Raw genomic sequence first — 25654 nt, 5'->3', positions numbered from 1 at the left:
GGGCGGCTCCCGTCCCGTCACGCTTACGAACGCAGGCGCTTGATCAGGCTGGACGTATCCCAACGGCCGCCGCCCAGCTTCTGCACGTCGCCATAGAACTGGTCCACCAGGGCGGTCAACGGCAGGCGAGCGCCGTTGTGGCGCGCCTCGTCCAGCACCAGACCCAGGTCTTTGCGCATCCAGTCGACGGCGAAGCCGAAGTCGAATTTGTCGTCGACCATCGTGCCGCCGCGGTTCTCCATCTGCCAGCTCTGCGCCGCGCCTTTGCTGATCACGTCCAGCACCAGCTTCATGTCCAGACCGGCCGCCTGCCCGAAGGCGATGCCTTCGGACAGGCCCTGCACCACCCCGGCGATGCAGATCTGATTGACCATCTTGGCCAGTTGGCCCGCGCCCGGCTGGCCCACCAGCGTGACGGCGCGCCCGAAGGCCTGGGCGACCGGCTTGATGGATGCGAACACGTCGGCCTCGCCGCCGCACATGACGGTCAGCACGCCGTTGACGGCGCCGGCCTGGCCGCCCGACACGGGCGCGTCCACGAAGTTCAGGCCCAGCTCCTTCGCCCTGGCATACAGTTCGCGCGCCACGTCGGCCGACGCCGTGGTGTGGTCGACGAACACCGAGCCCTTGCTCATGCCGGCGAATGCGCCATCCGGGCCGAGCACCACGCTGCGCAGGTCGTCGTCGTTGCCCACGCAGGCAAACACGATCTGCGCGCCGGCCGCGGCTTCGCGCGGCGTGGCGGCCGTGCGGCCGCCGAACTCCTGGCTCCAGGCCTGCGCCTTGGCCGGGGAGCGGTTGTACACCGTCACGTCGTGGCCCGCGCGGACCAGGTGTCCGGCCATGGGCAGGCCCATGACGCCGAGTCCGAGAAAGGCGACCTTGTGGGGCGCGGCCGAGTCGTAGCTCTTGGAACCGATGGATGCCATGGGGAAGTCTCCAGTAGTGGCGCGCGTGGCGCCCGATGTCGGATAGCGGTGGGGTGCCGCAACGCGCGGCGGCGGGCGTCTAGTATAAACAGCGGGTCACAGTCCGGCGGCCAGGCCGTCGCGGCGGCCGTCACTGGCGCCCACATAGCCTTGCACCGCCGGATCGCCCAGGCGCCACACGAACTGCCCCGAGCCGAAGTCGGCGTGCGGATCGCGAGTGCGTTCGACCGCGTGGCCACGCGCGCGCAGCGCGTCGATGAGGCCCGTCGACATCGAAGGCTCTGCGTCCACCGACATGCCGTGCGTCCAACGCCAGCGAGGCGCATCGCAGGCCGCCTGCGGCTGCTGGCCGTGGTCTACCATGCGCACCAGCGTCTGCACGTGGCCTTGCGGCTGCATGTTGCCGCCCATCACACCGAAGCTGGCCTGCGGCGCCCCGGCGCGAGTCAGCAGCAGCGGCGTGCTGGCATGCCCCGGCCGCCTGCCGCCCGCCACGGCGTTGGGATGCGAGGCATCGGCCGAGAAGGCGTAGCCCCTGTTGTGCAGGCTGACGCCCGTGCCCGGCACGACCACGCCCGAGCCGAAGCCGATGTGGTTGGACTGCACCAGGCTGACCATCATGCCGTTGCGGTCGGCCGCGCTGACCTGCACCGTGCCGCCTTGCGGCGCCCTGCCGAAGGAGAAGGGCTGCGCGCGTCGCGGATCGATGGCGCGTGCGCACTTGGCCAGCCTGTCCGGATCGAGCAGCGTGGCGGCCTCGCGCGGCGTCTCGGCCAGCGCCAGCTTCACGGCTTCGATCATCAGGTGCTGCGCGTCCGGGTGGTCCGCCGCATGGGCCGCCAGATCGAAATGCTGCAGGATGCCCGCCGCGACCAGGGTCGCCATGCCGTGCGCATGATTCTCGGATGGCAGCTGATGCAGCATGTGCCCGTGATACGGCTGGGCGATGGGCTCGACCCAGCGCGGCGCATAGCCCCGCAGGTCGTTCAGCGTCAGGGCGGCTTCGTGGGCCTGGGCGTGGGCCACCAGCTTGTGCGCCGTCTCGCCTTCATAGAAATCGCGGCCGGTGGTGTCGGCCACGCGGCGCAGGGTCTCGGCCGCGCAGCGCAGCGTGAAGTGTTCCCCCACCAGCGGCGCGCGTCCCCTGGGCATGAAGTGGTCGGCGAATCCGGGCATGGATTGCAGCAGGTCCACCTGTGCTTCCCATTTGCGCTGTACCGCCGGCGTGATCGCATAGCCGCGTTCGGCATACTCGATGGCCGGCTCGAGCAACGTGGCGAAAGACAGGCTGCCCAGGCGCTCGTGCAGGTGCGCCCATCCGGCGATCGCGCCGGGCACGGTCACGCTGTCCCATCCGCGCGGCGGAATGCGGCCCTGGTGCCGCGCCTTGAAGTAGCCGGGATTCCATGCGGCCGGCGCCGTGCCCGAGGCGTCCAGTCCATGCAGCCGCGCGCCGTCCCACACCAGCACGTAGCAGTCCGAACCCAGGCCGTTGCCCACGGGCTCGGTAACGGCCAGTGCGGCGGCCGCCGCGATGGCGGCGTCCACGGCATTGCCGCCCAGGGCCAGCATGCGAAGGCCGGCCTGCGCCGCCAGCGGTTGCGAGGTGGCGACCAGGTTGCGGGCAAATACAGGAGCCCGCGATGAAGGATAGGGGTTGCTCCAGTCGAACGTCATGAAGATCAACGCGTCGGGTAAACCCCTAGCTTACTCGACTACCAGAAACGCCTTGTATTGCTTTTACATATTTTCTGGCATTTCGGGAAAAAACAGACCGATGGAAAGCAGCAAGCCCCGGACGGGCCGGGGCTTGCTGGGATGGCACGCGCATGCATGCCTATACCTATATAGAAGGCCTTGCTCAGTCTTCTTCGACGAAGGTCTCTTCGCGCTTCTTCCTGATAGACGGCAGCGCCACCAGAATCACCAGGATCACGGCGAAGGCCAGCAGGGAGGCCGACAGCGGGCGCGTGACGAACGTGCCGTAGTCCCCGCGGGACAGCAGCAGGGCGCGACGGAAGTTTTCTTCCATCATCGGACCCAGCACCAGGCCCAGCAGCAGCGGGGCGCCTTCGCACTTCAGCTTGGCCCACACATAGCCGATGATGCCGAAGATCGCCGTCGTGAGAATGTCGAAGGTGTTGTAGTTCAACGAATACACGCCGATCGTGCAGAACACCAGGATGGCGGGGAACAGCACACGATAGGGCACCTTCAGCAGCTTGATCCACAGGCCGATCAGCGGCAGGTTCAGCACCACCAGCATCAGGTTGCCGATCCACATCGAGGCGATCAGGCCCCAGAACAGCTCGGGGTGGCTGGTCATGACCTGCGGGCCCGGCTGGATGTTGTGGATGGTCATCGCGCCCACCATCAGCGCCATCACGGCGTTGCCCGGGATGCCCAGCGTCAGCAGCGGAATGAACGAGGTCTGCGCCGCCGCGTTGTTGGCCGACTCGGGGCCGGCCAGGCCGGCCGGGTGGCCCTTGCCGAAGCGCTCGGGATTCTTCGACAGCTTCTTCTCGAGCGTGTAGGACGCGAACGAGGACAGCACCGCGCCGCCGCCCGGCAGGATGCCCAGGGCCGAGCCGAGGGCGGTGCCGCGCAGAACGGCCGGGGCCGCCTCGCGGAATTCCTTCTTGTTGGGATACAGCGTGCCGATCTTGTCGGTGATGTCGACGCGGTTTTCCTTCTGCTCGAGGTTGGTCATGATCTCGGCGAAGCCGAACACACCCATTGCCACGATGGCGAAGTCGATGCCGTCCTGCAGCTCCGGGATGCCGAAGTCATAGCGGGCCACGCCCGAGTTCACGTCGGTGCCCACCATGCCCAGCAGCAGGCCGAGGATGATCATGCAGATGGCCTTGGGCAGCGAGCCCGAGGCCAGCACCACGGCGCCCACCAGACCGAGCACCATCAGCGAGAAGTACTCGGCGGGCCCGAACTGGAAGGCCACTTCGGCCAGCGGGGGCGCGAAGGCGGCCAGCAGGATGGTGGCCACGCAGCCGGCGAAGAACGAGCCCAGCGCGGCGATGGCCAGTGCGGCGCCCGCCCGGCCATTGCGGGCCATCTGGTGCCCGTCCAGCACGGTCACCACCGCCGATGTCTCGCCGGGTAGCGCCACCAGGATGGCGGTGGTCGAACCGCCGTACTGCGCGCCGTAATAGATGCCGGCCAGCATGATCAGGCCCGCCACGGGCGGCAGCACGTAGGTGATGGGCAGCAGCATGGCGATGGTCGGCACGGGGCCGATGCCAGGCAGCACGCCGATCAGCGTACCGAGGATGCAGCCCAGCAGGGCGTACAGCAGGTTCTCGGGCGTGAACGCAACCGAGAAACCCAACATCAGGTTGTCAAACAATTCCATTTGGGGTGTCTCCTCAGTTTGCGCCCAGGAACGTCGGCCACAGCGGGAAGATCAGTCCCAGGCCCTTGATGAAGGCGAGGTAAGAAAACACCACCAGGAAGATGCCGTTGGCCACTGCCACTTTCCAGCTGAACTCGTGGCTGGCCAGGCTGCTCAGGACCACCAGGATGAACACCGACAGGTACACACCCAGGGGCCGCAGGATCACGGCGTACAGGACGACGGAGCCGATCACCAGAAAGACGATGCGCCAGTCGAATCCGTCGACCTTGGTCTCGGTCGCCTTCTTGGAAAGCGAGCCCAGCAGGACGATGGCGCCCAACAGCGCCAGGACGAGACCCAGCCAGAACGGGAAGTAGCCCGGACCCATGCGGGCCGCGGTTCCCATTTGATAGCTGGTGGCTTGCCAGGAGAATCCCAGTCCGAGGGCGATGAACATCACCCCGGACCAGAAGTCCTGTTTGTTGCGTAGCTGCATGATTGATTGGCTCCTGATTTACAGCATGTCGTGAAAATTCGCCCGTGCGCATCGTTGGCGGCGGGCAGACACAAGGCATTTGGAGATGCCGCTTCTTGTTGGTGTCCGGCCTTTTTTGGAAGCGCGAATGGTAAAGGAGGGGCCCCCGAGTGCAAACCCTGGAGCTTGTGGGATTTGTCAGGGTTTTCCCTGGAAATAGGGAACTCCCGGGTCGATTTCGCGCATCGGAAACGTAACCGACCGCGAAATGAAAGCTGAGTGAAAGCGAATGGAAAGCTGAAGGAAAGCCCGGAGCGTGCCTTTGCCAGGCGGCTTTCAACACAGAATCCTACCGGATATTGCGCTTGATCTCGGTCTTTTCGCGCGCCCCGATCGGGGCTGGGATGGTATACGATAGCGGCCATGCTGCAAGACCTCGATCAACTCGCCGCCCGTCTTGGGCAACTGGTGCAGCGCACTCGTCAGCTGCATGCCGAGCGCGATGCATTGCGCGCGCGTCTCAACGACAGCGAAGCGCAGCAGCGCGCGCTCCAGCAGCGCTGCGCCGAGCGCGATGCCGAACTGCAAACCCTGCGCGAAAAGCTGCAGGCACACGACCAGGCCGCGTCCGACCTGCAGGCCGGCGCGCGACAGGTCGAAGACGATCTGCGCAAGCAGCTGGCAAACGAAACCGCGCAGCGACAGGCGCTCGAGGCACGCGTGCAAGACCGCGAGGCCGAATGGCAGAGCAGTCTGCAGTCGCGCGACGTCGACCTGCAGCGCCTGCGCAGTGCCGCTTCGGCGGCTCGCGAGCGCATCGATGCGGTCCTCGCCCGCCTGCCTGGCGCTTCCATAGGAGAACAGCCCTGATGGAACGTGTCGACGTCACCATTCTTGGCCGCGACTATTCGCTGGCGTGCTCAGCCGATGAAAAGCCCACGCTGTTGGCCGCCGTGCGGCATGTCGATCAGCTCATGCTGCGTATCCAGGGCAGCGGCAAGGTAAGCAGCAACGAACGCATCGCGGTCATGGCCGCGCTGCAGATCGCCGGCGAACTGCTCGGCATGAAGGCGCCCGACGGCCCGCTGGGCGGTTTGGCGGTTGGCGACTTCAAGCGTAGAATCGATGAAATGAACGCTATGCTGGATGACGCGCTGTCCGGCCAGGAAAAGCTCATCTAGCAAGCTGTCCGCGCAAGCGTTCTGCGGTATTCTCATGCTGTATTCTCAGTTTGTCCCTGCCGTGCTCGTGACTTGGCCATACACTCTCTGAACCTATGTCTTATGGCATATAGGTTGCGAGAGCGCAGAGCTGGAGCGATCGTCTCTCCGTAGACGAACCCGACGCTCTACCAATCGCGACCGACTTGAACCTCAGGGTTCGAGATGCCGGCCTAGACGGCACAGGCGGGGCATTCATCTCGGCGACCTGCATCGGCAGGTTCGCCGACCCCGGGCAAGACGTTGTTCCTCGGCCCCATTCTTTCCCCTACAGGTTCTCTCATGTCCAGAATCCCCGCGTTTCTGTCGAACAAGCTCGCCGCCGCCAGCTGCGCGGCGTTGGCATTGAGCGCTCTCGTTCCCGTCCATGCGGCGCAGGCCCAGGGTGCGGCGGCGACCGTTGCGCCGGTCGAACCCGCCGCCGAGCCCGATGCCCGATCCGAGCCTCAGGCGGGCAGGGAAGCCCGTTCGCCGCGCATGACGCTGCAAGCCTCGGCGTCGTCCGAGGTCCTGCAGGACACGGTGCGCATCTCGTTGTCGGCGGAAGTCCAGGCGGCGGACCAGCCCACCGCCGGCCAGCGCCTGACGGCCGCGCTCGAAGAGGTGGTCAAGCGCGCGCGCGGCACCGAAGGCGTGGACGTGCGCACGGGCGGATTCAACGTGTGGCCCAACACCAATACCAATGGCAAGGTCACGGGCTGGCGGGGCCAGGGAGAAGTCATCCTGCAATCCAAGGACTTCGCCAAGGCCTCGGCGCTGGCTTCCAAGCTCAGCGACAAGACCGCCATTACCAATATCGGTTTCCTGCTCTCGCGCGAGGCGCGCGAGGCCGAAGAGCGCAAGCTGCTCACCCAGGCCGCGCAGGCCTTCCGCGAGCGCGCGCTGGCTGCCAGCAGCGCCTTCGGCTTCTCGGGCTATCGTGTGCTGCGCATCGACCTGGGCGGGCAGGGCGGGCCGCAGCCCGTCATGCAGCGCGCGGCGCCCATGATGATGGCCAAGGGCGCCCAGGACAGCGCCGAGCTTCCGCTGGAAGCCGGCGAGGTCACCGTAACCGTCTCGGTCAGCGGGATGATTGCCTTGCAGTAAAGAACACGAACATGGCCATGCCGGTGATCACCATCGGCAGCGACAGCCACTGTCCCATGCTCAGTCCGCCCGCGAGCAGGCCCAGGAAGTTGTCCGGTTCGCGGGTGAATTCCACCGTGAACCGGAAAAGCCCGTAGCCGATCAGGAACAAGGCGCTGACCTGGCCGGTCTTGCGCGGCTTGGCCGAGAACGCCCACAGGATCGCGAACAGCACGATCCCTTCCAGGGCGAGTTCATACAGTTGCGATGGATGGCGCGCCAGCCCGTCGCCCGACTGCGGGAACACCATGCCCCACGGCACGTCGGTGGGACGTCCCCACAGCTCCCCGTTCATGAAGTTGCCCCAGCGCCCCGCCGCCAGGCTGGGCGGGATCAGGGGAGCGACGAAGTCGCTGACCGTGAAGAACGACACGCCCTTTTTGCGCGCGAACAGGAACATCACAAGGATTACGCCCAGCAGGCCGCCGTGGAAGGCCATTCCGCCTTCCCACAGATAGAAGATCTCGATGGGATGCTGCAGGTAGTGCATGGGCTTGTAGAACAGCACGTATCCCAGGCGTCCGCCCAGCACCACGCCAAGCACCGTATAGAAGGTCAGGTCTTCCAGGTCGCGCGTCGTCATGAACGTGGTGTGCCCGCGCGCGATGCGCCAGCGTCCCAACAGATACGCCGAGGCGAATCCCAGCAGATACATCAGGCCGTACCAATGGACGGCCAGAGGACCGATGCGTATGGCGATGGGGTCGAATTCGGGGTAGTGCAGCATGTTCCGCCCGGCAGAAAAAGTTGTCCGATAATAAACCGGCGGCGCCGGGTCCGGCCGCCGCGTCTATGCAAAACAACCCGCCAGGAGACGAGACATGCCGCACAACGAACGTTCCCGTCACATCACGCATGGCGTTGCGCGCGCGCCGAATCGCGCAATGTACTACGCGCTCGGTTACCGGGAAGCGGATTTCGACAATCCCATGATCGGCGTGGCCAACGGGCACTCGACCATCACCCCGTGCAACAGCGGCCTGCAGCGACTGGCCGATGCCGCCATCGATGCGGTGCGCGCGTCCAAGGCCAACCCGCAGGTGTTCGGCACGCCGACCATTTCCGACGGCATGTCCATGGGCACCGAGGGAATGAAGTATTCGCTGGTCTCGCGCGAGGTCATCGCCGACTGCATCGAGACCGCGGCGCAGGGACAGTGGATGGACGGCGTGGTCGTCATCGGCGGCTGCGACAAGAACATGCCGGGCGGCATGATCGCGTTGGCCCGGATGAACGTGCCCGGCATCTATGTATACGGCGGCACCATCAAGCCCGGCCGCTACCAGGGCAAGGACCTGACCATCGTATCGGTATTCGAGGCCGTGGGCGAATACACGATGGGCCGCATGAACGAGCACGACTTCAAGCAGATCGAACAATGCGCCATTCCAGGGTCGGGCTCGTGCGGCGGCATGTACACCGCCAACACCATGAGTTCGGCCTTCGAGGCCATGGGCATGAGCCTGCCGTACTCCAGCACCATGGCCAACGAGGACGAGGAAAAGGTCGCGTCGGCCGCCGAGTCGGCGCGCGTGCTGGTCGATGCCGTGCGGCGCGGCGTGCGTCCGCGCGACATCATCACGCGCAAGTCCATCGAGAACGCCGTGTCGGTCATCATGGCCACGGGCGGTTCCACGAATGCGGTGCTGCACTTCCTGGCCATCGCGCACGCGGCCGAAGTGGAATGGACCATCGACGACTTCGAACGCATCCGCCGCCGCGTGCCGGTCATCTGCGACCTCAAGCCTTCCGGCAAGTACGTGGCTACCGATCTGCATCGCGCCGGCGGCATCCCGCAGGTCATGAAGCTCTTGCTGGATGCGGGGCTGCTGCACGGCGACTGCATCACCATCACCGGCAAGACCATCGCTGAAACCCTTGCCGACGTGCCCGCCGTGCCGCCGGCCGGCCAGGACGTCATCATGCCGCTCGACCAGGCCCTGTACGCGCAGGGTCACCTTGCCATCCTCAAGGGCAACCTGGCTCCCGAGGGCTGCGTGGCAAAGATCACGGGCCTGAAGAATCCCGTCATCACCGGGCCCGCACGCGTGTTCGATTCCGAGGACGACGCCATGGCCGCCATCATGGCCCGCAAGATCCAGCACGGCGACGTGGTGGTCATCCGCTACGAAGGGCCCAAGGGCGGCCCCGGCATGCGCGAAATGCTGGCGCCCACTTCCGCGCTGGTCGGGCAGGGGCTGGGCGAGACCGTCGGCCTGATCACCGACGGGCGCTTTTCGGGCGGTACCTGGGGCATGGTGGTGGGCCACGTCGCGCCCGAGGCCTACGTGGGCGGCGCCATCGCGCTGATCCGCGAGGGCGATTCGGTTACCATCGACGCCCATCAGCTGCTGCTGCAGCTCAATGTCAGCGACGAAGAATTGGCGGCGCGTCGCAGTCAGTGGGTGGCGCCCAGGCCCCGCTATACGCGCGGGGTGCTAGCCAAGTTCGGCAAGCTTGCCGGTTCCGCCAGTCGTGGGGCAGTCACGGATGCATTCGATGAAGAGTAGGATGGCGTCGGCCGCGCTGATCGCGTTGGCGGCGGGCGCGGCCGGCGCCCAGCCGGTGGATGGGCAGAAACTGGCCGGCGGCAAGGCCTGTATGGCCTGCCACCAGGTCGACAGCAAGCGGGTGGGGCCGCCGTTGCGCAGCGTGGCCGAACGCTATGCCGGCCAATCCGAGGCGCTGGACTACCTGGCCGGCAAGATCCGTGGTGGCGGGCGCGGCGCCTGGGGCGCGGTCCCCATGCCGGCGCAGACGCAGGTCAGCGAAACCGAAGCCCGGCAACTGGCCGAATGGGTGTTGTCGCTGGCCCCGGCCAAGCCCTGATCCCGGCGCGTGCATCGGCGCGCCGGCGTGCCGGCGTGCCCGCGAAGCATCACCACGCTTGCCGATCGGCCGGCCTGCGCCGACGTATCGGCAACCGTATAAGCGTCTCGCTTCCGACCCGCATCTGCTGCCAGGCGGATTCGCGTCATCTGCTAAGCTTTCGCAGGAAGCCGGATCGGTCCCTTGCGTCCGACCCGGCCCGCCGAATTCTTGTGCAGTTCTATCCGTTTTCGGGCTGTGTCCGCGGCGTTTCCCGCGGTCGGCCCAGAGGCCCTGACTATGGAAAACAAAGCAAATTCCAGACATGAAGTGGCGGTCCTGGGCGGCGGCTGCTTCTGGTGCGTCGAGGCCGTGTTCCAGGATCTGCGTGGTGTCGTCTCGGTGCTGCCCGGCTACGCCGGCGGGCACGTAGACAATCCCACCTACGAACAGGTCTGCGGCAAGCAGACGGGCCACATCGAAGTGGCGCGCGTCGAATTCGATCCGCAGGTGCTGTCCTACAGCGATCTGCTGCGCGTTTTCTTCGCCACGCACGACCCCACCACGCCGGGCCGGCAGGGCAACGACGTCGGTCCGCAGTACGAATCCGCCATCTTCTGGCAGGACGAGGCGCAGCGCGAACAAGCCCAGGCGGTAATCGCCGAGGTCACGGCGCAGCGCATCTACGACGCACCCATCGTCACCAAGCTGCTGGCGCCGGCCACCTTCTGGCCTGCCGAAGACTACCACCGCAACTATTTCAACTCGCATCCCGAGCAGGGCTATTGCCAGTTCGTCATAGCGCCCAAGGTGGCCAAGTTCCGCAAGCAGTTCCACGACCGACTGGTCCGCTGACGCCGCCGCTTCCGCGCCGTGTCGCGCGCCCGGGACAGTCGTGCGCTGCGAACCGGGCAACACAAAGGGCTGCCTGGGCAGCCCTTTGCCTTGCCGGCGCGTCGCATGCGACGTCGCGCCTGGTCGTTCACTCCACCGGCTTCACTACGCCGCGGCGCATCTGGTCCAGTTCGATGGACTCGAACAGCGCCTTGAAGTTGCCTTCGCCGAATCCGTCGTTGCCCTTGCGCTGGATGATCTCGAAGAAGATGGGGCCGATCTGGTTCTCGGTGAAGATCTGCAGCAGCAGGCCGCCGTCCGGCGCGCCATCCAGCAGGATGCGGTTCTTCTGCAGGCGCGTCACGTCCTCGCCATGTCCGGGCAGCCGGCGGTCGAGCAGTTCGTAGTACGTATCCGGCGTATCCAGGAACACCACGCCGTTGCTGCGCAAGGCCTCGATGGTGCCGTAGATGTCGTCGGTGGCCATCGCGATATGCTGGATGCCCTCGCCGCGGTACAAATCCAGGTACTCCTGGATCTGGCCTTTCTCTTCGGTTCCTTCCTCGTTGATGGGAATGCGGATGTTGCCGCACGGCGAGGTCATGGCCTTGGACTTCACGCCGGTGACCTTGCCTTCGATGTCGAAGTAGCGCACCTCGCGGAAATTGAACAAGCGCTCGTAGAACTCGGCCCACTCGGCCATGCGGCCCTTGTGCACGTTGTGGGTCAGGTGGTCGACCAGCGTCAGGCCCGCGCCCGCATGGTTCAGGTCCTCCTGCGCGTTCGCCGGATCGAGCGGCACGAAGTCCACGTCATAGATGCTGATGTCGCCGATGCCGCCCTGGCCATGCTTGCCGCGCCAGCGGTCCACCAGATAGATCAGCGAGTCGCCAATGCCCTTGATCGCCGGGATGTTCAGCTCCATCGGGCCGCTGTGCGAATCGAAGCCCCATGCGCCAAGCTCGAGCGCGCGCTTGTAGGCCTTGGCCGCGTCATCCACGCGAAAGCCGATGGCACAGATGGAGGGACCGTGCAGCCGCGCGAAGCGCTGCGCGAATGAATCGGGTTCGGCGTTGATCAGGAAGTTGATGCCGCCCTGGCGATACAGGGTGACGTCCTTGTGGCGATGGCGCGCGATAGCCTTGAAACCCAGCAGTTCGAACACCTTGCGCAATGCCACCGGGTCGGGTGCGGTGTACTCGATGAACTCGAAGCCCGAGGTTCCCATGGGGTTGTCCCAGGGCTGAAACGCGCTTTCCATGTCTGCTCTCCCTTGTCTGTATGCCGACATTGCCGACTCTGTCGGCGAAGTCGAAATTGTAGGCAGCAACGTCAGGCAGGCGATTGCGAAGATGCCCCGCGATAGCGATATTCGAGCAATAATATTGCTTGGAAATTGACAGATGGGGCATGCAGTGTCGGAAATCGAACTTGACAGGACAGATCGCAAGATCCTGTCCGAATTGCAGCGCGACGGGCGCTTGACCAACCAGGAGCTGGCCGAGCGGGTGTCGCTGTCGCCCAGTCCCTGTCTGCGCAGAGTCCGGCGCCTCGAAGAGCAGGGCTATATAAAGCGCTACGTTGCCCTGGTCGATGCGCAACGTGTCGGCCTGGGGCTGCTGGCATACGTCACCATCCGCCTGAACAAGCATGTGGCGGGCAGCCATGCCCCCATGTCGGAATTCGCGCGCGACGTGCAGTTGTGGCCGGAGGTGGTCGAGTGCTATGCCATGTCCGGGGACATGGATTATCTGCTGCGGGTGCAGGTTGCCGACCTGGCGCACTTCTCGCGCTTTGCCATGGACACGCTGATGCAGCATCCGGCCGTGGTGGACATGCGTTCGTTCTTCGCCCTGCAGCAGATCAAGGAAACGACCGAGCTGCGCCTATAAGAGGGGGCGACGGCGGTGGGGCGGCCGGTAGGGGCAGCGTGGTTCCGCTCTATGAAAGGTCCGCGCCATCGACGCATCCGAGCTGTCCCCGAATTGCGGGGCGTCAATGTACTGTGCTATAGTCTCTGGCTCGGCGTTCGATTCGTTACGCGAAAGCGGCGGCGGCGCTGAGAGCAAGGCAGTGAAGAAAGAGGTCTAGTCAGCACATGCTTCGCGGTAGTTTGCGAAGCGGCTGCCGAGGCGGTTTCGAGGCTTGGCGCGAAGCGCGGCGGCGGAACCGGTCGACGAGCGATCGATCGACTGAAATCGGTGGCAGATGGGGCTGGTTGACACGCTGAAAAAACTTCTTCATAATCTCGTCCCTCTGTTGCCAAGGCAGCAGCGAAACGAAGGTGAAGAAGGGCTGGTCAGGGTTGTATTTCCGGTGGTTTTGCGGAAATCTCCGCCGAAGCGATTCCATGGCTTGGCGCCAAGCGCGGTCAAGGAATCCAGGTCGAAAAGCAGTAAGTCGATCAAAAAACGGCAGCGAAACAAACTGACTTGACAGCGTAAAAAAACTTCTTCATAATCTCGTTTCTCTGCTGCTGGCGAAGCGGCAGACGAAATGAAGTAGCAAGACAAGCAGTAAAGCAAGTTTAGCAAGGTGGCGTGACACGAAAGTTTCACGACGCATCGCAAGACGGCAGTACCCGCTCTTTAACAATTGAACAACCGATAAGTGTGGGCGCTTGATGCGTGTGCGCGGTACGGGCAACTGTACCGAAGCAAAAGTATCATCAAGCGCTCATATAGAAGTAAGGTTTTTAATAAACCTCACTTCCTTTGAGAAGCTAGCGAAGTCGTCTTGTGTTTTGTCTACGGATGGGATGCAAGGCGCGAAACAGAGATTGAACTGAAGAGTTTGATCCTGGCTCAGATTGAACGCTGGCGGGATGCCTTACACATGCAAGTCGAACGGCAGCACGGACTTCGGTCTGGTGGCGAGTGGCGAACGGGTGAGTAAAGTATCGGAACGTACCCAGTAGCGGGGGATAACTACGCGAAAGCGTAGCTAATACCGCATACGCCCTGAGGGGGAAAGCGGGGGACCGAAAGGCCTCGCACTATTGGAGCGGCCGATATCGGATTAGCTAGTTGGTGGGGTAAAGGCCTACCAAGGCGACGATCCGTAGCTGGTTTGAGAGGACGACCAGCCACACTGGGACTGAGACACGGCCCAGACTCCTACGGGAGGCAGCAGTGGGGAATTTTGGACAATGGGGGCAACCCTGATCCAGCCATCCCGCGTGTGCGATGAAGGCCTTCGGGTTGTAAAGCACTTTTGGCAGGAAAGAAACGGGCCCGGTTAATACCTGGGTCAACTGACGGTACCTGCAGAATAAGCACCGGCTAACTACGTGCCAGCAGCCGCGGTAATACGTAGGGTGCAAGCGTTAATCGGAATTACTGGGCGTAAAGCGTGCGCAGGCGGTTCGGAAAGAAAGATGTGAAATCCCAGAGCTTAACTTTGGAACTGCATTTTTAACTACCGGGCTAGAGTGTGTCAGAGGGAGGTGGAATTCCGCGTGTAGCAGTGAAATGCGTAGAGATGCGGAGGAACACCGATGGCGAAGGCAGCCTCCTGGGATAACACTGACGCTCATGCACGAAAGCGTGGGGAGCAAACAGGATTAGATACCCTGGTAGTCCACGCCCTAAACGATGTCAACTAGCTGTTGGGGGCTTCGGCCCTTGGTAGCGCAGCTAACGCGTGAAGTTGACCGCCTGGGGAGTACGGTCGCAAGATTAAAACTCAAAGGAATTGACGGGGACCCGCACAAGCGGTGGATGATGTGGATTAATTCGATGCAACGCGAAAAACCTTACCTACCCTTGACATGTCTGGAATCCCGAAGAGATTTGGGAGTGCTCGCAAGAGAACCGGAACACAGGTGCTGCATGGCTGTCGTCAGCTCGTGTCGTGAGATGTTGGGTTAAGTCCCGCAACGAGCGCAACCCTTGTCATTAGTTGCTACGAAAGGGCACTCTAATGAGACTGCCGGTGACAAACCGGAGGAAGGTGGGGATGACGTCAAGTCCTCATGGCCCTTATGGGTAGGGCTTCACACGTCATACAATGGTCGGGACAGAGGGCTGCCAACCCGCGAGGGGGAGCCAATCCCAGAAACCCGATCGTAGTCCGGATCGCAGTCTGCAACTCGACTGCGTGAAGTCGGAATCGCTAGTAATCGCGGATCAGCATGTCGCGGTGAATACGTTCCCGGGTCTTGTACACACCGCCCGTCACACCATGGGAGTGGGTTTTACCAGAAGTAGTTAGCCTAACCGCAAGGAGGGCGATTACCACGGTAGGATTCATGACTGGGGTGAAGTCGTAACAAGGTAGCCGTATCGGAAGGTGCGGCTGGATCACCTCCTTTAAGAGCTTAAGTACGCGTGTTAAGCGTCCACGCTTATCGGTTGTTCGTTGTGTATGGCTGCTGGATTCGGCTTATACGGGTCCGAGAAGTTACCGAGTAGGTAGCGGGTCTGTAGCTCAGTCGGTTAGAGCACCGTCTTGATAAGGCGGGGGTCGTTGGTTCGAATCCAACCAGACCCACCAGGTTTTCTGTGCAGGCGCGGGGTATAAGGACCGTTGCTTGTGTGGGATACGGGGGATTAGCTCAGCTGGGAGAGCGCCTGCTTTGCAAGCAGGATGTCGTCGGTTCGATCCCGTCATCCTCCACCAAAGCCTAACGATGAGTACTGCGGGTCAGTATTGATCGTTGGTCTTTAGCAGTTTTTGCTGTCGTGAGACCGGCCATACGCTCTTTAACAATGAGGAAGAAGCACAACGTAAAGTGTTTCCGAGTAATCAGAGCCCACCAGGGGTGATGATGAAAGGGGATACGGGTTGTGATTGCATGATTTTAGTTCTCAAAAGTCTCAAAGTCGGCCAGTAGCAGGCAGTACCGGGGGGAAGCTTCCGGGGGTGGCGAAGGTCGATGAGCTTTGAATGAACGGCACAAGCGCGAACTCAGCACCTATAAGACTTTAGTGTTATAGGATCAAGCGACTAAGTGCATATGGTGGATGCCTTGGCGATCACAGGCGATGAAGGACGTGGTAGCCTGCGAAAAGCTGCGGGGAGCTGGCAAACAAGCATTGATCCGCAGATGTCCGAATGGGGAAACCCACTGCGCAAGCAGTATCCCTGGCTGAATACATAGGCCAGTGGAGGCGAACCGGGTGAACTGAAACATCTCAGTAGCTCGAGGAACAGAAATCAACCGAGATTCCGAAAGTAGTGGCGAGCGAAATCGGAAGAGCCTTTACGATTTAGCATTTTATCTAGCCGAACAGTCTGGAAAGTCTGGCCGTAGCAGGTGATAGCCCTGTAGGCGAAAGGTAGAGTGTGGAACTAGGCGTAAGAGAAGTAGGGCGGGACACGTGAAATCCTGTCTGAAGATGGGGGGACCATCCTCCAAGGCTAAATACTCGTGATCGACCGATAGTGAACCAGTACCGTGAGGGAAAGGCGAAAAGAACCCCGGAAGGGGAGTGAAATAGATCCTGAAACCGTATGCATACAAACAGTCGGAGCCTCTTTATGGGGTGACGGCGTACCTTTTGTATAATGGGTCAGCGACTTACATTCAGTGGCGAGCTTAACCGGATAGGGAAGGCGTAGCGAAAGCGAGTCCGAATAGGGCGTCCAGTCGCTGGGTGTAGACCCGAAACCAGATGATCTACCCATGGCCAGGTTGAAGGCACGGTAACACGTGCTGGAGGACCGAACCCACTAGTGTTGAAAAACTAGGGGATGAGCTGTGGATAGGGGTGAAAGGCTAAACAAATCTGGAAATAGCTGGTTCTCTCCGAAAACTATTTAGGTAGTGCCTCAAGTATTACTGCGGGGGGTAGAGCACTGTTATGGCTAGGGGGTCATGGCGACTTACCAAACCATGGCAAACTCCGAATACCCGCAAGTACAGCTTGGGAGACAGAGCACCGGGTGCTAACGTCCGGACTCAAGAGGGAAACAACCCAGACCGCCAGCTAAGGTCCCGAATTATCGCTAAGTGGGAAACGAAGTGGGAAGGCATAGACAGTCAGGAGGTTGGCTTAGAAGCAGCCATCCTTTAAAGAAAGCGTAATAGCTCACTGATCGAGTCGTCCTGCGCGGAAGATGTAACGGGGCTAAGCGATAAACCGAAGCTGCGGGTGTGTACTATGTACACGCGGTAGGAGAGCGTTCTGTAAGCCTGCGAAGGTGGCTTGTGAAGGCTGCTGGAGGTATCAGAAGTGCGAATGCTGACATGAGTAGCGATAAAGGGGGTGAAAAGCCCCCTCGCCGTAAGTCCAAGGTTTCCTGCGCAACGTTCATCGGCGCAGGGTGAGTCGGCCCCTAAGGCGAGGCAGAGATGCGTAGCTGATGGGAAGCTGGTTAATATTCCAGCACCGTCGTACAGTGCGATGGGGGGACGGATCGCGGAAGATCATCAGGGTGTTGGATGTCCCTGTTGCTGCATTGAAGAGGGCACTTAGGCAAATCCGGGTGCGTGACTCAAGGGTGTGGCGCGAGCGAGCATAGCTTGCGAAGTGATTGGAAGTGGTTCCAGGAAAAGCCTCTAAGCTTCAGCTGTACGAGACCGTACCGCAAACCGACACAGGTGGACGGGATGAATATTCCAAGGCGCTTGAGAGAACTCGGGAGAAGGAACTCGGCAAATTGATACCGTAACTTCGGGAGAAGGTATGCCCCGGTAGTGTGAAGCGCCTGCGCGCTTAGCATGATGGGGTCGCAGAGAATCGGTGGCTGCGACTGTTTATTAAAAACACAGCACTCTGCTAAGACGAAAGTCGACGTATAGGGTGTGACGCCTGCCCGGTGCCGGAAGGTTAAGTGATGGGGTGCAAGCTCTTGATCGAAGCCCCGGTAAACGGCGGCCGTAACTATAACGGTCCTAAGGTAGCGAAATTCCTTGTCGGGTAAGTTCCGACCTGCACGAATGGCGTAACGATGGCCACACTGTCTCCTCCCGAGACTCAGCGAAGTTGAAGTGTTTGTGATGATGCAATCTACCCGCGGCTAGACGGAAAGACCCCATGAACCTTTACTGTAGCTTTGCATTGGATTGTGAACCGGCCTGTGTAGGATAGGTGGGAGGCGCAGAAACCCAGTCGCCAGATTGGGTGGAGCCGTCCTTGAAATACCACCCTGGTTTGTTTGCGGTTCTAACCTTGGTCCGTTATCCGGATCGGGGACAGTGCATGGTAGGCAGTTTGACTGGGGCGGTCTCCTCCCAAAGCGTAACGGAGGAGTTCGAAGGTACGCTAGGTACGGTCGGAAATCGTGCTGATAGTGCAATGGCATAAGCGTGCTTGACTGTGAGACTGACAAGTCGAACAGGTGCGAAAGCAGGACATAGTGATCCGGTGGTTCTGAATGGAAGGGCCATCGCTCAACGGATAAAAGGTACTCTGGGGATAACAGGCTGATACCGCCCAAGAGTTCATATCGACGGCGGTGTTTGGCACCTCGATGTCGGCTCATCTCATCCTGGGGCTGTAGCCGGTCCCAAGGGTATGGCTGTTCGCCATTTAAAGAGGTACGTGAGCTGGGTTTAAAACGTCGTGAGACAGTTTGGTCCCTATCTGCCGTGGGCGTTGGATACTTGACGGAGCCTGTTCCTAGTACGAGAGGACCGGAATGGACGTACCGCTGGTGTACCGGTTGTCATGCCAATGGCATTGCCGGGTAGCTAAGTACGGAAGAGATAACCGCTGAAGGCATCTAAGCGGGAAACTCGTCTGAAGATTAGGTATCCCTGGGGGCTTGACCCCCCTGTAGGGTCGTTCAAGACCAGGACGTTGATAGGTCGGGTGTGCAAGTGCAGTAATGCATTGAGCTAACCGATACTAATTGCCCGTGAGGCTTGATCCTATAACTCTACAGTCTTGGGCAGGGAACAATCCCTGCCCCGGTGCAGCGCGCACCACGTGCCGGCGAGAACGCCGTGCAACACAACCCCATACACACACACTGTGCTTCTTCTTCAGAGCGGTTGACCCCAGCGTCAACGGCTCAACCCCTTACGCCTGACGACCATAGCAAGGCGGTCCCACCCCTTCCCATCCCGAACAGGACCGTGAAACGCCTTAGCGCCGATGATAGTGGATGTACATCTGTGAAAGTAGGTCATCGTCAGGCTCTTATCCCCAAAACCCCGTAGGCCTCGCCTGCGGGGTTTTGTCTTTGCGGCGCCAGAACAGGCAGCCCCACCGCTACGTGGCATCACGACGCGGCATCCACTGCCCGCGGCACCACGTTGCATCGCTTCTCGCTGCCGCGCGCACACCGCTGTCAACTCGGGGCTTGCCATGAGTTCACACACTTGTGTGCATGCCTTCCGTCGAGCCGAACGCCGCGATTTGTGCGGTAAGATTGGTCTAACTTATTCGATGGAGCAGCGATCGTGACCGATCCCCAGATCCCTACGGCGACGTCGCCGGACCTGCGCACCCTGACGCACGTGGCCTATGGCCTCTTCGCGTTTTCGCTGCTGACGGCCGGCGTCTTCGGCGTGGCTGCGGTGGCCGCGGTGGTGCTTATCTACGTCAAACGTTCCGATGCGGCGGGCACCATGTACGCCGCGCACTTCGACTGGCTGCTGCGCACGTTCTGGTGGTCGGTGCTGTGGATCGTGATCAGCTTCATCACCTCGGTGATATACATCGGGTACATCGGCTTCCCCATCGTGTTCGTATGGGCCGTGTACCGTCTCATCAAGGGCTGGCTGGCCTTGCTCGAAGGCCGTACGCCCAACGCGTACGCGTGATGCGCGAAGGCAGGCGGCTGCGGCGATCGCGCGGCAGTCGTCCTGCAGGCTAAGTGCCTGGCGTGAAGCTAAGCGGGGAAGATAGGATGCGATTCGCGGCAATGCCCGGGAATCGCGGGTGAAAGGCAGGGACGTACGCCGTACGCCCTCGGCCTCTGCTTACTTCAGGTGAGCGTTGACCAGCTTGGTCAGCTCGAACATCGTGACTTGGTCCTTGCCGAAGATGGGGCGCAGCTTGGCGTCGGCATTGATATTGCGCTTGTTGCTGGCATCTTGCAGGTTGTGTTGCTTGATGTAATCCCAGATCTTCTTGGTAACCTCGGTACGCGGCACGGCGTCGCCACCGATGACCGCGGCCAATTCAGGGCTGGGGGTCAGCGGCTTCATGAACGCGGCATTCGGCTTGCGTGCGGTCGCGGTTTTGGAGGTGGTGGCCATGTTGCGGCTCTCCTTCTCTGGAGGTTGGAAAAGTTGTCCTGCGGGCCGCAGCATAACGTGTCTCTCCTCTAAAGACAAAGCCATTTATCCTCTGTAGCAACTAAAATCAGGCGCTTCTTTCCCTCGTTGCGGTATTCTGTAACCTCCCATGTATGCACGCACTCCCCTCGAGTCCATCCGGCTCTTTCACGACGAGCTGACCGCGCTGCGGCGCGACCTGCATGCGCATCCCGAACTCGGATTCGAAGAGGTGCGTACATCCGGCATCGTTGCGGGCTCCCTCGAGGCGCTTGGCATCGAGGTCCACCGGGGCATCGGCAAGACGGGGGTAGTGGGCGTCATACGCGGCAAGCGCTGCGACAGCGGCCGCATGATCGGCCTGCGCGCCGACATGGATGCGCTGCCCATGACCGAAGACAACAGCTTCGGCCACCGCTCCACCAAACCCGGCCTTATGCACGGCTGCGGGCATGACGGCCACACCGCCGTGCTAATCGGCGCCGCACGCTACCTGGCGCAGACGCGCAATTTCGACGGCACCGCCGTGCTGATCTTCCAGCCCGCCGAAGAAGGGCGGGGCGGCGCGAAGGCCATGATGGACGACGGCCTGTTCGATACCTTTCCGTGCGACGCGATCTATGCGCTGCACAACTGGCCGGGCCTGCGGCCCGGCACCATCGGCATCAATCCCGGTCCCATGATGGCGGCCGCCGACCGCTTCGAGATCGTCATCGAGGGCCGCGGCGGCCATGGCGCGCATCCATACCAGACTATCGATCCGGTCACGATCGCCGGACAATTGATCACGGCGCTGCAGACCATCGTGTCGCGCAACGTGAACCCGCTGGACTCCGCCGTGCTGTCGGTCGGTTCGCTGCAGGCGGGGCATCCGGGCGCGATGAGCGTCATCCCGCGCGAGGCGCGGATGGTGGGCACCGTTCGCACGTTCCGCAAGTCGGTGCAAGAGATGGTCGAGACGCGCATGCGCGAGTTGGCGACCTCCATCGCGGCGGCGTTCGGCGCCACGGCGCAGGTCAACTATGAGCGCATCTACCCGGCCACGCTGAATACGCCGCAGCACGCCAACCTGGTCGCGGACATCGCCACCGAGATGATCGGCAAAGAGAACGTGGTCCGCGACCTGACGCCGTCCATGGGCTCGGAAGACTTCTCCTTCATGCTGCAAGCGCGGCCCGGCGCCTACTTCCGCCTGGGCCAGGGCGGCGCCGATTCCGGCTGCCTGCTGCACAACTCCAATTTCGATTTCAACGACGCCGTGATTCCCCTGGGCAGCGCCATGTTCTGCGCCCTGGCCGAACGCGGCATGCCTCTGGCCGCCTGAGCCTTACCTCCATGTCCGTTTCCGAAGCTGTACCTACCCTGACGCTGGTGCGTCCCGACGATTGGCACCTGCACCTGCGCGACGGCGCGGCGCTCGAGGCCGTGGTGGCCGACACGGCGCGGCAGTTCGCGCGCGCGATCGTCATGCCGAACCTCAGGCCGCCTGTCACCACCACGGCGCAGGCGCTCGAGTACCGCGCGCGCATCGACGGGGCGCTGCGCAAGGCTGGCATCGCGGCCGACGCCTTCACGCCCCTGATGACGCTGTACCTGACCGACAACACGACCGCCGAAGAAATCGTGCGCGCGCACGAGTCGGGCCAGGTGTATGCCGTGAAGCTGTATCCGGCCGGCGCCACCACCAACTCTGACGCGGGCGTGACGGATCTGCTGGGCAAGTGCGACAAGGCCCTCCAGGCGCTGGAGCGCTGCGGCATGCCTTTGCTGGTGCATGGCGAAGTCACCGATCCCTCCATCGACGTGTTCGATCGCGAAGCGGTGTTCATCGAGCGTGTCATGCAGCCGCTGCGGCGCGCGTTTCCGGGGCTGAAGGTGGTGTTCGAGCACATCACCACCCGCGAGGGCGCGCACTACGTGCGCGACGCGGAAGGCCCCATCGCCGCCACCATCACGCCGCAGCACCTGCTGTACAACCGCAACGCCATCTTCCTGGGCGGCGTGCGGCCGCACTGGTACTGCCTGCCCATCCTCAAGCGCGAGACGCACCGCGAGGCCCTGGTCGAAGTGGCCACCAGCGGCAGCCCGCGTTTCTTCCTGGGCACCGACAGCGCGCCCCACGCGCGCCACCTCAAGGAACATGCCTGCGGCTGTGCCGGCTGCTACAACGCCCTGCATGCCATGGAGCTGTACGCCACGGCGTTCGACGCCGTGGGCCGCATCGACAGGCTGGAGGGGTTCGCCAGTTTCCATGGGCCCGATTTCTATGGCCTGCCGCGCAACACCGGCACGCTGACGCTGGAGCGCGGCGAGTATCAGGTTCCGCAGGAACTGCCGTTCGGCGAAAGCACGCTGGTGCCGCTGGCCGCCGGCGAGACGCTGCCCTGGCGCGTGGCCGGCATCGGCGGCTAGAAACCGTTCTGTTCGTCAGGGCGCGATTCGTCGCGCCCATTCCGCACGCGCGCAGGCGGGGCGACCTGGGGCCGCTCCATTCCTTTTGCATGCACTCGTACCGCGCCCGAGCCTCTTCGGGCGGTACGCATGGCGTTCGTTACGCCGACCTGCGTGCTTCCAACGCTTCCCAACGTTCGAACTTCTCTTCCAGTTCGGCTTCGAGCGTGGCCTGCTCGGCGCCCAACCGCGCGGCTTCTTCCGGGTCTTCGTGATAGAGCCGTCCGTCGGCCAGTTTGGCGGCGATCTCGGCTTGGCGCGCCTCGTTGGCCGCTATCGCATCGGGCAGTCCATCGAGTTCGCGCTGTTCCCAGCTGGACAGGCGTTTGACGGGCCTGGGCGCAGCGGAGGGCGCTTCGGCGGTCGTCGTCGCCTTGGGGGCCGGGACCGAGGCCGCGGGCTCGGCGGGACGCACGGCCAATACCGGAGCAGGTGCAGCGGGGCGCTGCGCCAGCCATTCGTCGTAGCCGCCGACGTAGTCGCCCCACCGTCCATCGCCTTCGCTGGCGATGGTCTGCGTGACGACGTTGTCGAGGAACGCGCGATCGTGGCTGACCAGCAGCACGGTGCCGCTGTAGTCCTGCAGCAGTTCCTCGAGCAGTTCGAGCGTCTCGATGTCCAGGTCGTTGGTGGGTTCGTCCAGCACCAGCACGTTGGCGGGACGGGCGAACAGGCGCGCCAGCAGCAGGCGGGCGCGTTCTCCGCCGGAAAGGCTGCTGACCGGCGAACCGGCCCGCGCCGGGGAGAACAGGAAGTCGCCCAGGTAGCTCATCACGTGCTTGCGCTGGCCGCCGATCTCGATCCATTCGCTGCCCGGATTGATCACCTCGGCCAGCGTGGCGTTCTCGTCGAGCTGGCTGCGCATCTGGTCGAAATAGGCCACCGATACGTTGGTGCCGAGCTTGACGGTGCCGCTGTCGGGCGCCAGTTCACCCAGGATCAGCTTGAGCAGCGTGGTCTTGCCGGCGCCGTTAGGCCCGATCAGGCCGATGCGATCGCCGCGCAGCACCGTGGTGGAGTAATCGGCCACGACCGGACGGCCGTCGTACGACTTGCTGACATGCTCCAGCTCGGCCACCAGCTTGCCCGAGCGCTGCCCCTCGGCCACCGCGAGCGTGACGTTGCCCACGCGCTCGCGCCGTTCGCTGCGTTCGACGCGCAGCCGCTCCAGACGGCGCACGCGGCCTTCGTTGCGGGTGCGGCGGGCCTCGACGCCTTTGCGGATCCACACCTCTTCCTGGGCCAGCAGTTTGTCGAAGCGCGCGTTCTCCAGGCGCTCGGCCTCGAGGAACTGGGCCTTGCGCACCTGCCATGCAGAGAAATTGCCCGGAAAGCTGAGCAGCTTGCCGCGGTCGAGTTCGATGATGCGGGTTGCCACGGCGTCGAGGAAGCGCCGGTCGTGCGTGATGAACAGGACCGCGAACGTCGCCTCGCGCAACATGCCTTCCAGCCAGGCGATGCCCTCGAAGTCGAGATGGTTGGTGGGCTCGTCGAGCAGCACCAGATCGGGCTGGTCGGCAAGCGCCCTGATCAGCGCCAGGCGCTTGCGCGTGCCGCCCGACAGGCCCGAGGCCGGCGCATCGGGGTCGAGTCCCAGGCGTTCGATCAGGCCGCGCACCCGCGCGGGACGCTGCCAGTCTTCGGATTCCAGGTCGATTTCGCCGAACACGGCGTCGTACAGCGTGCCCGACTCGTCCAGCTCGGGCTCCTGCGTGACCACCGCGACCTTCAGGCCGCTGGTGCGCGATACCGTGCCGTCATCCGGCTCGGCCTCGCCCGACAGAATGCGCAGCAGCGAAGATTTGCCGGCGCCGTTGCGGCCGATCAGGCCAATGCGCTCGCCTTCCAGGATGGACAGGTCGGCATGGTCGAGCAGCGCATGGTGGCCGAAGGCCAGTTGAAGGTCGGTGAGGGTGATGAGGGATGCGGCCATGTAGGGCGGTCTGCTGGGAATCGGGATAGACGGGTATTTTCGCAGGAAGGCAGAATCGATGCGCGCGCGTGCCGGGCAGCGGCGACAGCAGCCTTTCTGCGGCGAAATCCGGCGGTGGCGGTTCGAGGCAGCCCTTCGGCAGCCGAGCTGCAGCGACCATCCGGCGTCCGCCGGCCCGTCTTGCCCCCATCGAGTAAAATTCCCGCCGCAGGGCAGATCGGGCAATCGCGGGGCGTCTCAGGCGTTTCGAGGAAGGTCCGGACTCCACAGGGCAGGATAGCGGCTAACGGCCGTCCGGATGCGAGGCGGGGCTTTGCCCCGCCTTGTTCATTCGAGGAACAGGGCCACAGAGACGAGTCTGCGGCGCGGGCGCGCCTGGCGCGCACAGGCACGGCCATCTCCGTGCTTCGCTCGCCGGCAACGGCGGGCGGCGCCGCAGGGTGAAACGCGGCAACCTCTATCCGGAGCAACATCAAATAGGCATGCGCACGGCTCTTCGGAGCCGGAAAGGGCGGCTCGTCCGAGCATGCGGGTAGATGGCTACAGCCGTCCAGCAATGGCCGGCGCAGAGGAATGATTGCCCGCCGGGGCGACCCGGCGTACAGAATCCGGCCTATAGATCTGTCCTGCCTGAATCCTGGCTGAATGGCGGGCGGCTGCGCGTGCACGCCGCCCATTCGGCTCGTTCGTGGAGGCGCGAGGGGCGTAACACGATGCGTGGTGGCGCTTTTTCGCGTGTTTCTGAAGAAAGACTTTGAGATGTGTCAACAACCCCCTGATTTTTCAGGGGGTTTTTTTCTTGCTTCTGCGCCGATGTGCCCTAAGTCCTTGTTGTGATTGAAAAAATTGCAACCGCTCGCTTGACCGGGTTTGCCCATTCCCGTAGAGTGGAAAAAAGTAGGTTTTTGTGCAATTAAGTGGGGCTAACGGGTGTTCCAGGGAAGCAGTGCGCTCACGATGGATGCCAAGGGACGGATTTCGATTCCGACCCGGCATCGTGACGCGCTTACTGCGCAGGCTGACGGCCGCCTGACGCTTACCCGTCATCCCGACGGCTGCCTGCTGGTGTATCCGCGGCCCGAGTGGGAGAAGAAGCGCGAACAGATCGCCGCTTTTCCCATGTCGGCCCGCTCGCTGCAGCGGCTGTTGTTGGGTAATGCCCAGGACGTGGAAATCGACGGCTCGGGCCGTGTCCTCGTCGCTCCTGAACTGCGCAACGCTGCCGGTATGACGCGCGATGTGATGCTGCTCGGCATGGGCACGCACTTCGAGCTGTGGGATGCCGCTTCCCTGGCGCTCCGAGAGGAGGCCGATCTGGCCAAGGGAATGCCGGACGTGTTGAACCAGTTTTCGTTCTGAAA

At 62.8% G+C, this 25654-nt stretch carries 19 protein-coding genes, 2 tRNA genes, 3 rRNA genes and 2 other RNA genes; 18 read left to right on the top strand and 8 right to left on the bottom strand.

Annotated features, from left to right (window positions below):
* Window positions 1–23: 23 nt before the first annotated feature.
* The 4 genes from CAL15_RS20165 to CAL15_RS20150 all read right to left on the bottom strand — a co-directional run bounded on the left by CAL15_RS20165 (window position 24) and on the right by CAL15_RS20150 (window position 4774).
* The gene (locus tag CAL15_RS20165; protein ID WP_086080114.1) at window positions 24–929 is read right to left on the bottom strand and encodes an NAD(P)-dependent oxidoreductase; all 906 of its coding nucleotides are present in this window, start codon (window positions 927–929) and stop codon (window positions 24–26) included.
* A 96-nt stretch (window positions 930–1025) separates the two neighbouring features.
* On the bottom strand, window positions 1026–2606 hold the full coding sequence (locus CAL15_RS20160; protein WP_086081209.1) for a gamma-glutamyltransferase family protein: 1581 nt from the start codon (window positions 2604–2606) through the stop codon (window positions 1026–1028).
* A 184-nt stretch (window positions 2607–2790) separates the two neighbouring features.
* Entirely contained in the window at window positions 2791–4296 is a 1506-nt protein-coding gene (locus tag CAL15_RS20155) for a tripartite tricarboxylate transporter permease (protein WP_086080113.1), read from the bottom strand.
* A gap of 13 nt (window positions 4297–4309) precedes the next feature.
* The gene (locus tag CAL15_RS20150; protein ID WP_086080112.1) at window positions 4310–4774 is read right to left on the bottom strand and encodes a tripartite tricarboxylate transporter TctB family protein; all 465 of its coding nucleotides are present in this window, start codon (window positions 4772–4774) and stop codon (window positions 4310–4312) included.
* A gap of 402 nt (window positions 4775–5176) precedes the next feature.
* Here CAL15_RS20150 and CAL15_RS20145 point away from each other — a divergent pair, with 402 nt between their 5' ends.
* From CAL15_RS20145 to CAL15_RS20130, 4 genes are all read left to right on the top strand, one after another.
* Entirely contained in the window at window positions 5177–5623 is a 447-nt protein-coding gene (locus CAL15_RS20145) for a hypothetical protein (RefSeq protein ID WP_198299094.1), read from the top strand.
* Window positions 5623–5934, top strand: coding sequence for a cell division protein ZapA (locus CAL15_RS20140; protein WP_086080111.1), 312 nt, complete (start codon window positions 5623–5625; stop codon window positions 5932–5934). Before CAL15_RS20145 ends, CAL15_RS20140 begins: the two co-directional genes overlap by 1 nt.
* Window positions 5935–5984: 50 nt before the next feature.
* A non-coding RNA gene (gene ssrS, locus CAL15_RS20135) (6S RNA) lies at window positions 5985–6170 on the top strand.
* Window positions 6171–6255: 85 nt separating this feature from the next.
* Complete coding sequence (locus CAL15_RS20130) at window positions 6256–7059, top strand: SIMPL domain-containing protein (RefSeq protein WP_086080110.1); 804 nt, start codon at window positions 6256–6258, stop codon at window positions 7057–7059.
* Here CAL15_RS20130 and lgt read toward each other — a convergent pair.
* On the bottom strand, window positions 7034–7825 hold the full coding sequence (gene lgt / locus CAL15_RS20125; protein WP_086080109.1) for a prolipoprotein diacylglyceryl transferase: 792 nt from the start codon (window positions 7823–7825) through the stop codon (window positions 7034–7036). The genes CAL15_RS20130 and lgt overlap by 26 nt on opposite strands.
* Before the next feature lie 94 nt (window positions 7826–7919).
* On the opposite strand from lgt, the gene ilvD reads away from it, so the two are divergent.
* The 3 genes from ilvD to msrA all read left to right on the top strand — a co-directional run bounded on the left by ilvD (window position 7920) and on the right by msrA (window position 10761).
* The gene (gene ilvD, locus CAL15_RS20120) at window positions 7920–9608 is read left to right on the top strand and encodes a dihydroxy-acid dehydratase (RefSeq protein WP_086080108.1); all 1689 of its coding nucleotides are present in this window, start codon (window positions 7920–7922) and stop codon (window positions 9606–9608) included.
* On the top strand, window positions 9589–9927 hold the full coding sequence (locus CAL15_RS20115; protein ID WP_420042514.1) for a c-type cytochrome: 339 nt from the start codon (window positions 9589–9591) through the stop codon (window positions 9925–9927). Before ilvD ends, CAL15_RS20115 begins: the two co-directional genes overlap by 20 nt.
* A 279-nt stretch (window positions 9928–10206) precedes the next feature.
* Entirely contained in the window at window positions 10207–10761 is a 555-nt protein-coding gene (gene msrA / locus CAL15_RS20110) for a peptide-methionine (S)-S-oxide reductase MsrA (protein ID WP_086080106.1), read from the top strand.
* 127 nt (window positions 10762–10888) lie between these two features.
* On the opposite strand, the gene hppD is transcribed toward msrA, so the two are convergent.
* A complete protein-coding gene (gene hppD / locus CAL15_RS20105) occupies window positions 10889–12001 on the bottom strand; it encodes a 4-hydroxyphenylpyruvate dioxygenase (RefSeq protein WP_086080105.1) in 1113 nt (370 codons plus the stop codon).
* Between the two features lie 154 nt (window positions 12002–12155).
* On the opposite strand from hppD, the gene CAL15_RS20100 reads away from it, so the two are divergent.
* The 7 genes from CAL15_RS20100 (at window position 12156) to CAL15_RS20070 (ending at window position 19453) form a co-directional block, all read left to right on the top strand.
* Window positions 12156–12632, top strand: a complete 477-nt coding sequence (locus CAL15_RS20100) for an Lrp/AsnC family transcriptional regulator (RefSeq protein ID WP_198299269.1) — start codon at window positions 12156–12158, stop codon at window positions 12630–12632.
* Window positions 12633–13521: 889 nt separating this feature from the next.
* A 16S ribosomal RNA gene (locus CAL15_RS20095) occupies window positions 13522–15052 on the top strand.
* A 105-nt stretch (window positions 15053–15157) separates the two neighbouring features.
* Window positions 15158–15234, top strand: a tRNA-Ile gene (locus CAL15_RS20090).
* 50 nt (window positions 15235–15284) lie between these two features.
* A tRNA-Ala gene (locus tag CAL15_RS20085) sits at window positions 15285–15360 on the top strand.
* Window positions 15361–15677: 317 nt separating this feature from the next.
* Window positions 15678–18558, top strand: a 23S ribosomal RNA gene (locus CAL15_RS20080).
* Window positions 18559–18712: 154 nt separating this feature from the next.
* Window positions 18713–18825, top strand: a 5S ribosomal RNA gene (rrf, locus tag CAL15_RS20075).
* Together the 16S, 23S and 5S rRNA genes with 2 tRNA genes alongside form the textbook arrangement of a ribosomal RNA operon.
* A 265-nt stretch (window positions 18826–19090) precedes the next feature.
* On the top strand, window positions 19091–19453 hold the full coding sequence (locus tag CAL15_RS20070; protein ID WP_086080103.1) for a DUF4870 family protein: 363 nt from the start codon (window positions 19091–19093) through the stop codon (window positions 19451–19453).
* A gap of 159 nt (window positions 19454–19612) precedes the next feature.
* Here the strand turns inward: CAL15_RS20070 and CAL15_RS20065 are convergent, their stop codons facing one another.
* On the bottom strand, window positions 19613–19891 hold the full coding sequence (locus tag CAL15_RS20065; protein WP_086080102.1) for an SWIB/MDM2 domain-containing protein: 279 nt from the start codon (window positions 19889–19891) through the stop codon (window positions 19613–19615).
* Window positions 19892–20039: 148 nt separating this feature from the next.
* Here CAL15_RS20065 and CAL15_RS20060 point away from each other — a divergent pair, with 148 nt between their 5' ends.
* On the top strand, window positions 20040–21233 hold the full coding sequence (locus tag CAL15_RS20060; RefSeq protein WP_086080101.1) for a M20 aminoacylase family protein: 1194 nt from the start codon (window positions 20040–20042) through the stop codon (window positions 21231–21233).
* Window positions 21230–22321, top strand: a complete 1092-nt coding sequence (gene pyrC / locus CAL15_RS20055; protein WP_420042564.1) for a dihydroorotase — start codon at window positions 21230–21232, stop codon at window positions 22319–22321. The genes CAL15_RS20060 and pyrC overlap by 4 nt, the downstream gene beginning before the upstream one ends.
* A gap of 139 nt (window positions 22322–22460) precedes the next feature.
* Here pyrC and CAL15_RS20050 read toward each other — a convergent pair whose 3' ends face one another.
* Complete coding sequence (locus tag CAL15_RS20050) at window positions 22461–24293, bottom strand: ATP-binding cassette domain-containing protein (protein ID WP_086080099.1); 1833 nt, start codon at window positions 24291–24293, stop codon at window positions 22461–22463.
* Window positions 24294–24502: 209 nt separating this feature from the next.
* Here CAL15_RS20050 and rnpB point away from each other — a divergent pair.
* An RNA gene (gene rnpB / locus CAL15_RS20045) (RNase P RNA component class A) lies at window positions 24503–24925 on the top strand.
* Between the two features lie 298 nt (window positions 24926–25223).
* On the top strand, window positions 25224–25652 hold the full coding sequence (gene mraZ / locus CAL15_RS20040) for a division/cell wall cluster transcriptional repressor MraZ (RefSeq protein ID WP_086080098.1): 429 nt from the start codon (window positions 25224–25226) through the stop codon (window positions 25650–25652).
* The last annotated feature ends 2 nt before the right edge of the window (window positions 25653–25654 follow it).

The sequence above is a fragment of the Bordetella genomosp. 13 genome, from assembly GCF_002119665.1.
Taxonomy (GTDB): Bacteria; Pseudomonadota; Gammaproteobacteria; order Burkholderiales; family Burkholderiaceae_B; genus Bordetella.
This window is presented reverse-complemented; position numbering and strand designations above follow the sequence as displayed.

What these genes read in the sequence shown, in the direction of transcription:
- CAL15_RS20165 (WP_086080114.1), bottom strand. Translation starts at nt 929, where the DNA reads ATGGCATCCATCGGTTCCAAGAGCTACGACTCGGCCGCGCCCCACAAG.
- CAL15_RS20160 (WP_086081209.1), bottom strand. Translation starts at nt 2,606, where the DNA reads ATGACGTTCGACTGGAGCAACCCCTATCCTTCATCGCGGGCTCCTGTA.
- CAL15_RS20155 (WP_086080113.1), bottom strand. Translation starts at nt 4,296, where the DNA reads ATGGAATTGTTTGACAACCTGATGTTGGGTTTCTCGGTTGCGTTCACG.
- CAL15_RS20150 (WP_086080112.1), bottom strand. Translation starts at nt 4,774, where the DNA reads ATGCAGCTACGCAACAAACAGGACTTCTGGTCCGGGGTGATGTTCATC.
- CAL15_RS20145 (WP_198299094.1), top strand. Translation starts at nt 5,177, where the DNA reads ATGCTGCAAGACCTCGATCAACTCGCCGCCCGTCTTGGGCAACTGGTG.
- CAL15_RS20140 (WP_086080111.1), top strand. Translation starts at nt 5,623, where the DNA reads ATGGAACGTGTCGACGTCACCATTCTTGGCCGCGACTATTCGCTGGCG.
- CAL15_RS20130 (WP_086080110.1), top strand. Translation starts at nt 6,256, where the DNA reads ATGTCCAGAATCCCCGCGTTTCTGTCGAACAAGCTCGCCGCCGCCAGC.
- lgt (WP_086080109.1), bottom strand. Translation starts at nt 7,825, where the DNA reads ATGCTGCACTACCCCGAATTCGACCCCATCGCCATACGCATCGGTCCT.
- ilvD (WP_086080108.1), top strand. Translation starts at nt 7,920, where the DNA reads ATGCCGCACAACGAACGTTCCCGTCACATCACGCATGGCGTTGCGCGC.
- CAL15_RS20115 (WP_420042514.1), top strand. Translation starts at nt 9,589, where the DNA reads ATGCATTCGATGAAGAGTAGGATGGCGTCGGCCGCGCTGATCGCGTTG.
- msrA (WP_086080106.1), top strand. Translation starts at nt 10,207, where the DNA reads ATGGAAAACAAAGCAAATTCCAGACATGAAGTGGCGGTCCTGGGCGGC.
- hppD (WP_086080105.1), bottom strand. Translation starts at nt 12,001, where the DNA reads ATGGAAAGCGCGTTTCAGCCCTGGGACAACCCCATGGGAACCTCGGGC.
- CAL15_RS20065 (WP_086080102.1), bottom strand. Translation starts at nt 19,891, where the DNA reads ATGGCCACCACCTCCAAAACCGCGACCGCACGCAAGCCGAATGCCGCG.
- CAL15_RS20060 (WP_086080101.1), top strand. Translation starts at nt 20,040, where the DNA reads ATGTATGCACGCACTCCCCTCGAGTCCATCCGGCTCTTTCACGACGAG.
- CAL15_RS20050 (WP_086080099.1), bottom strand. Translation starts at nt 24,293, where the DNA reads ATGGCCGCATCCCTCATCACCCTCACCGACCTTCAACTGGCCTTCGGC.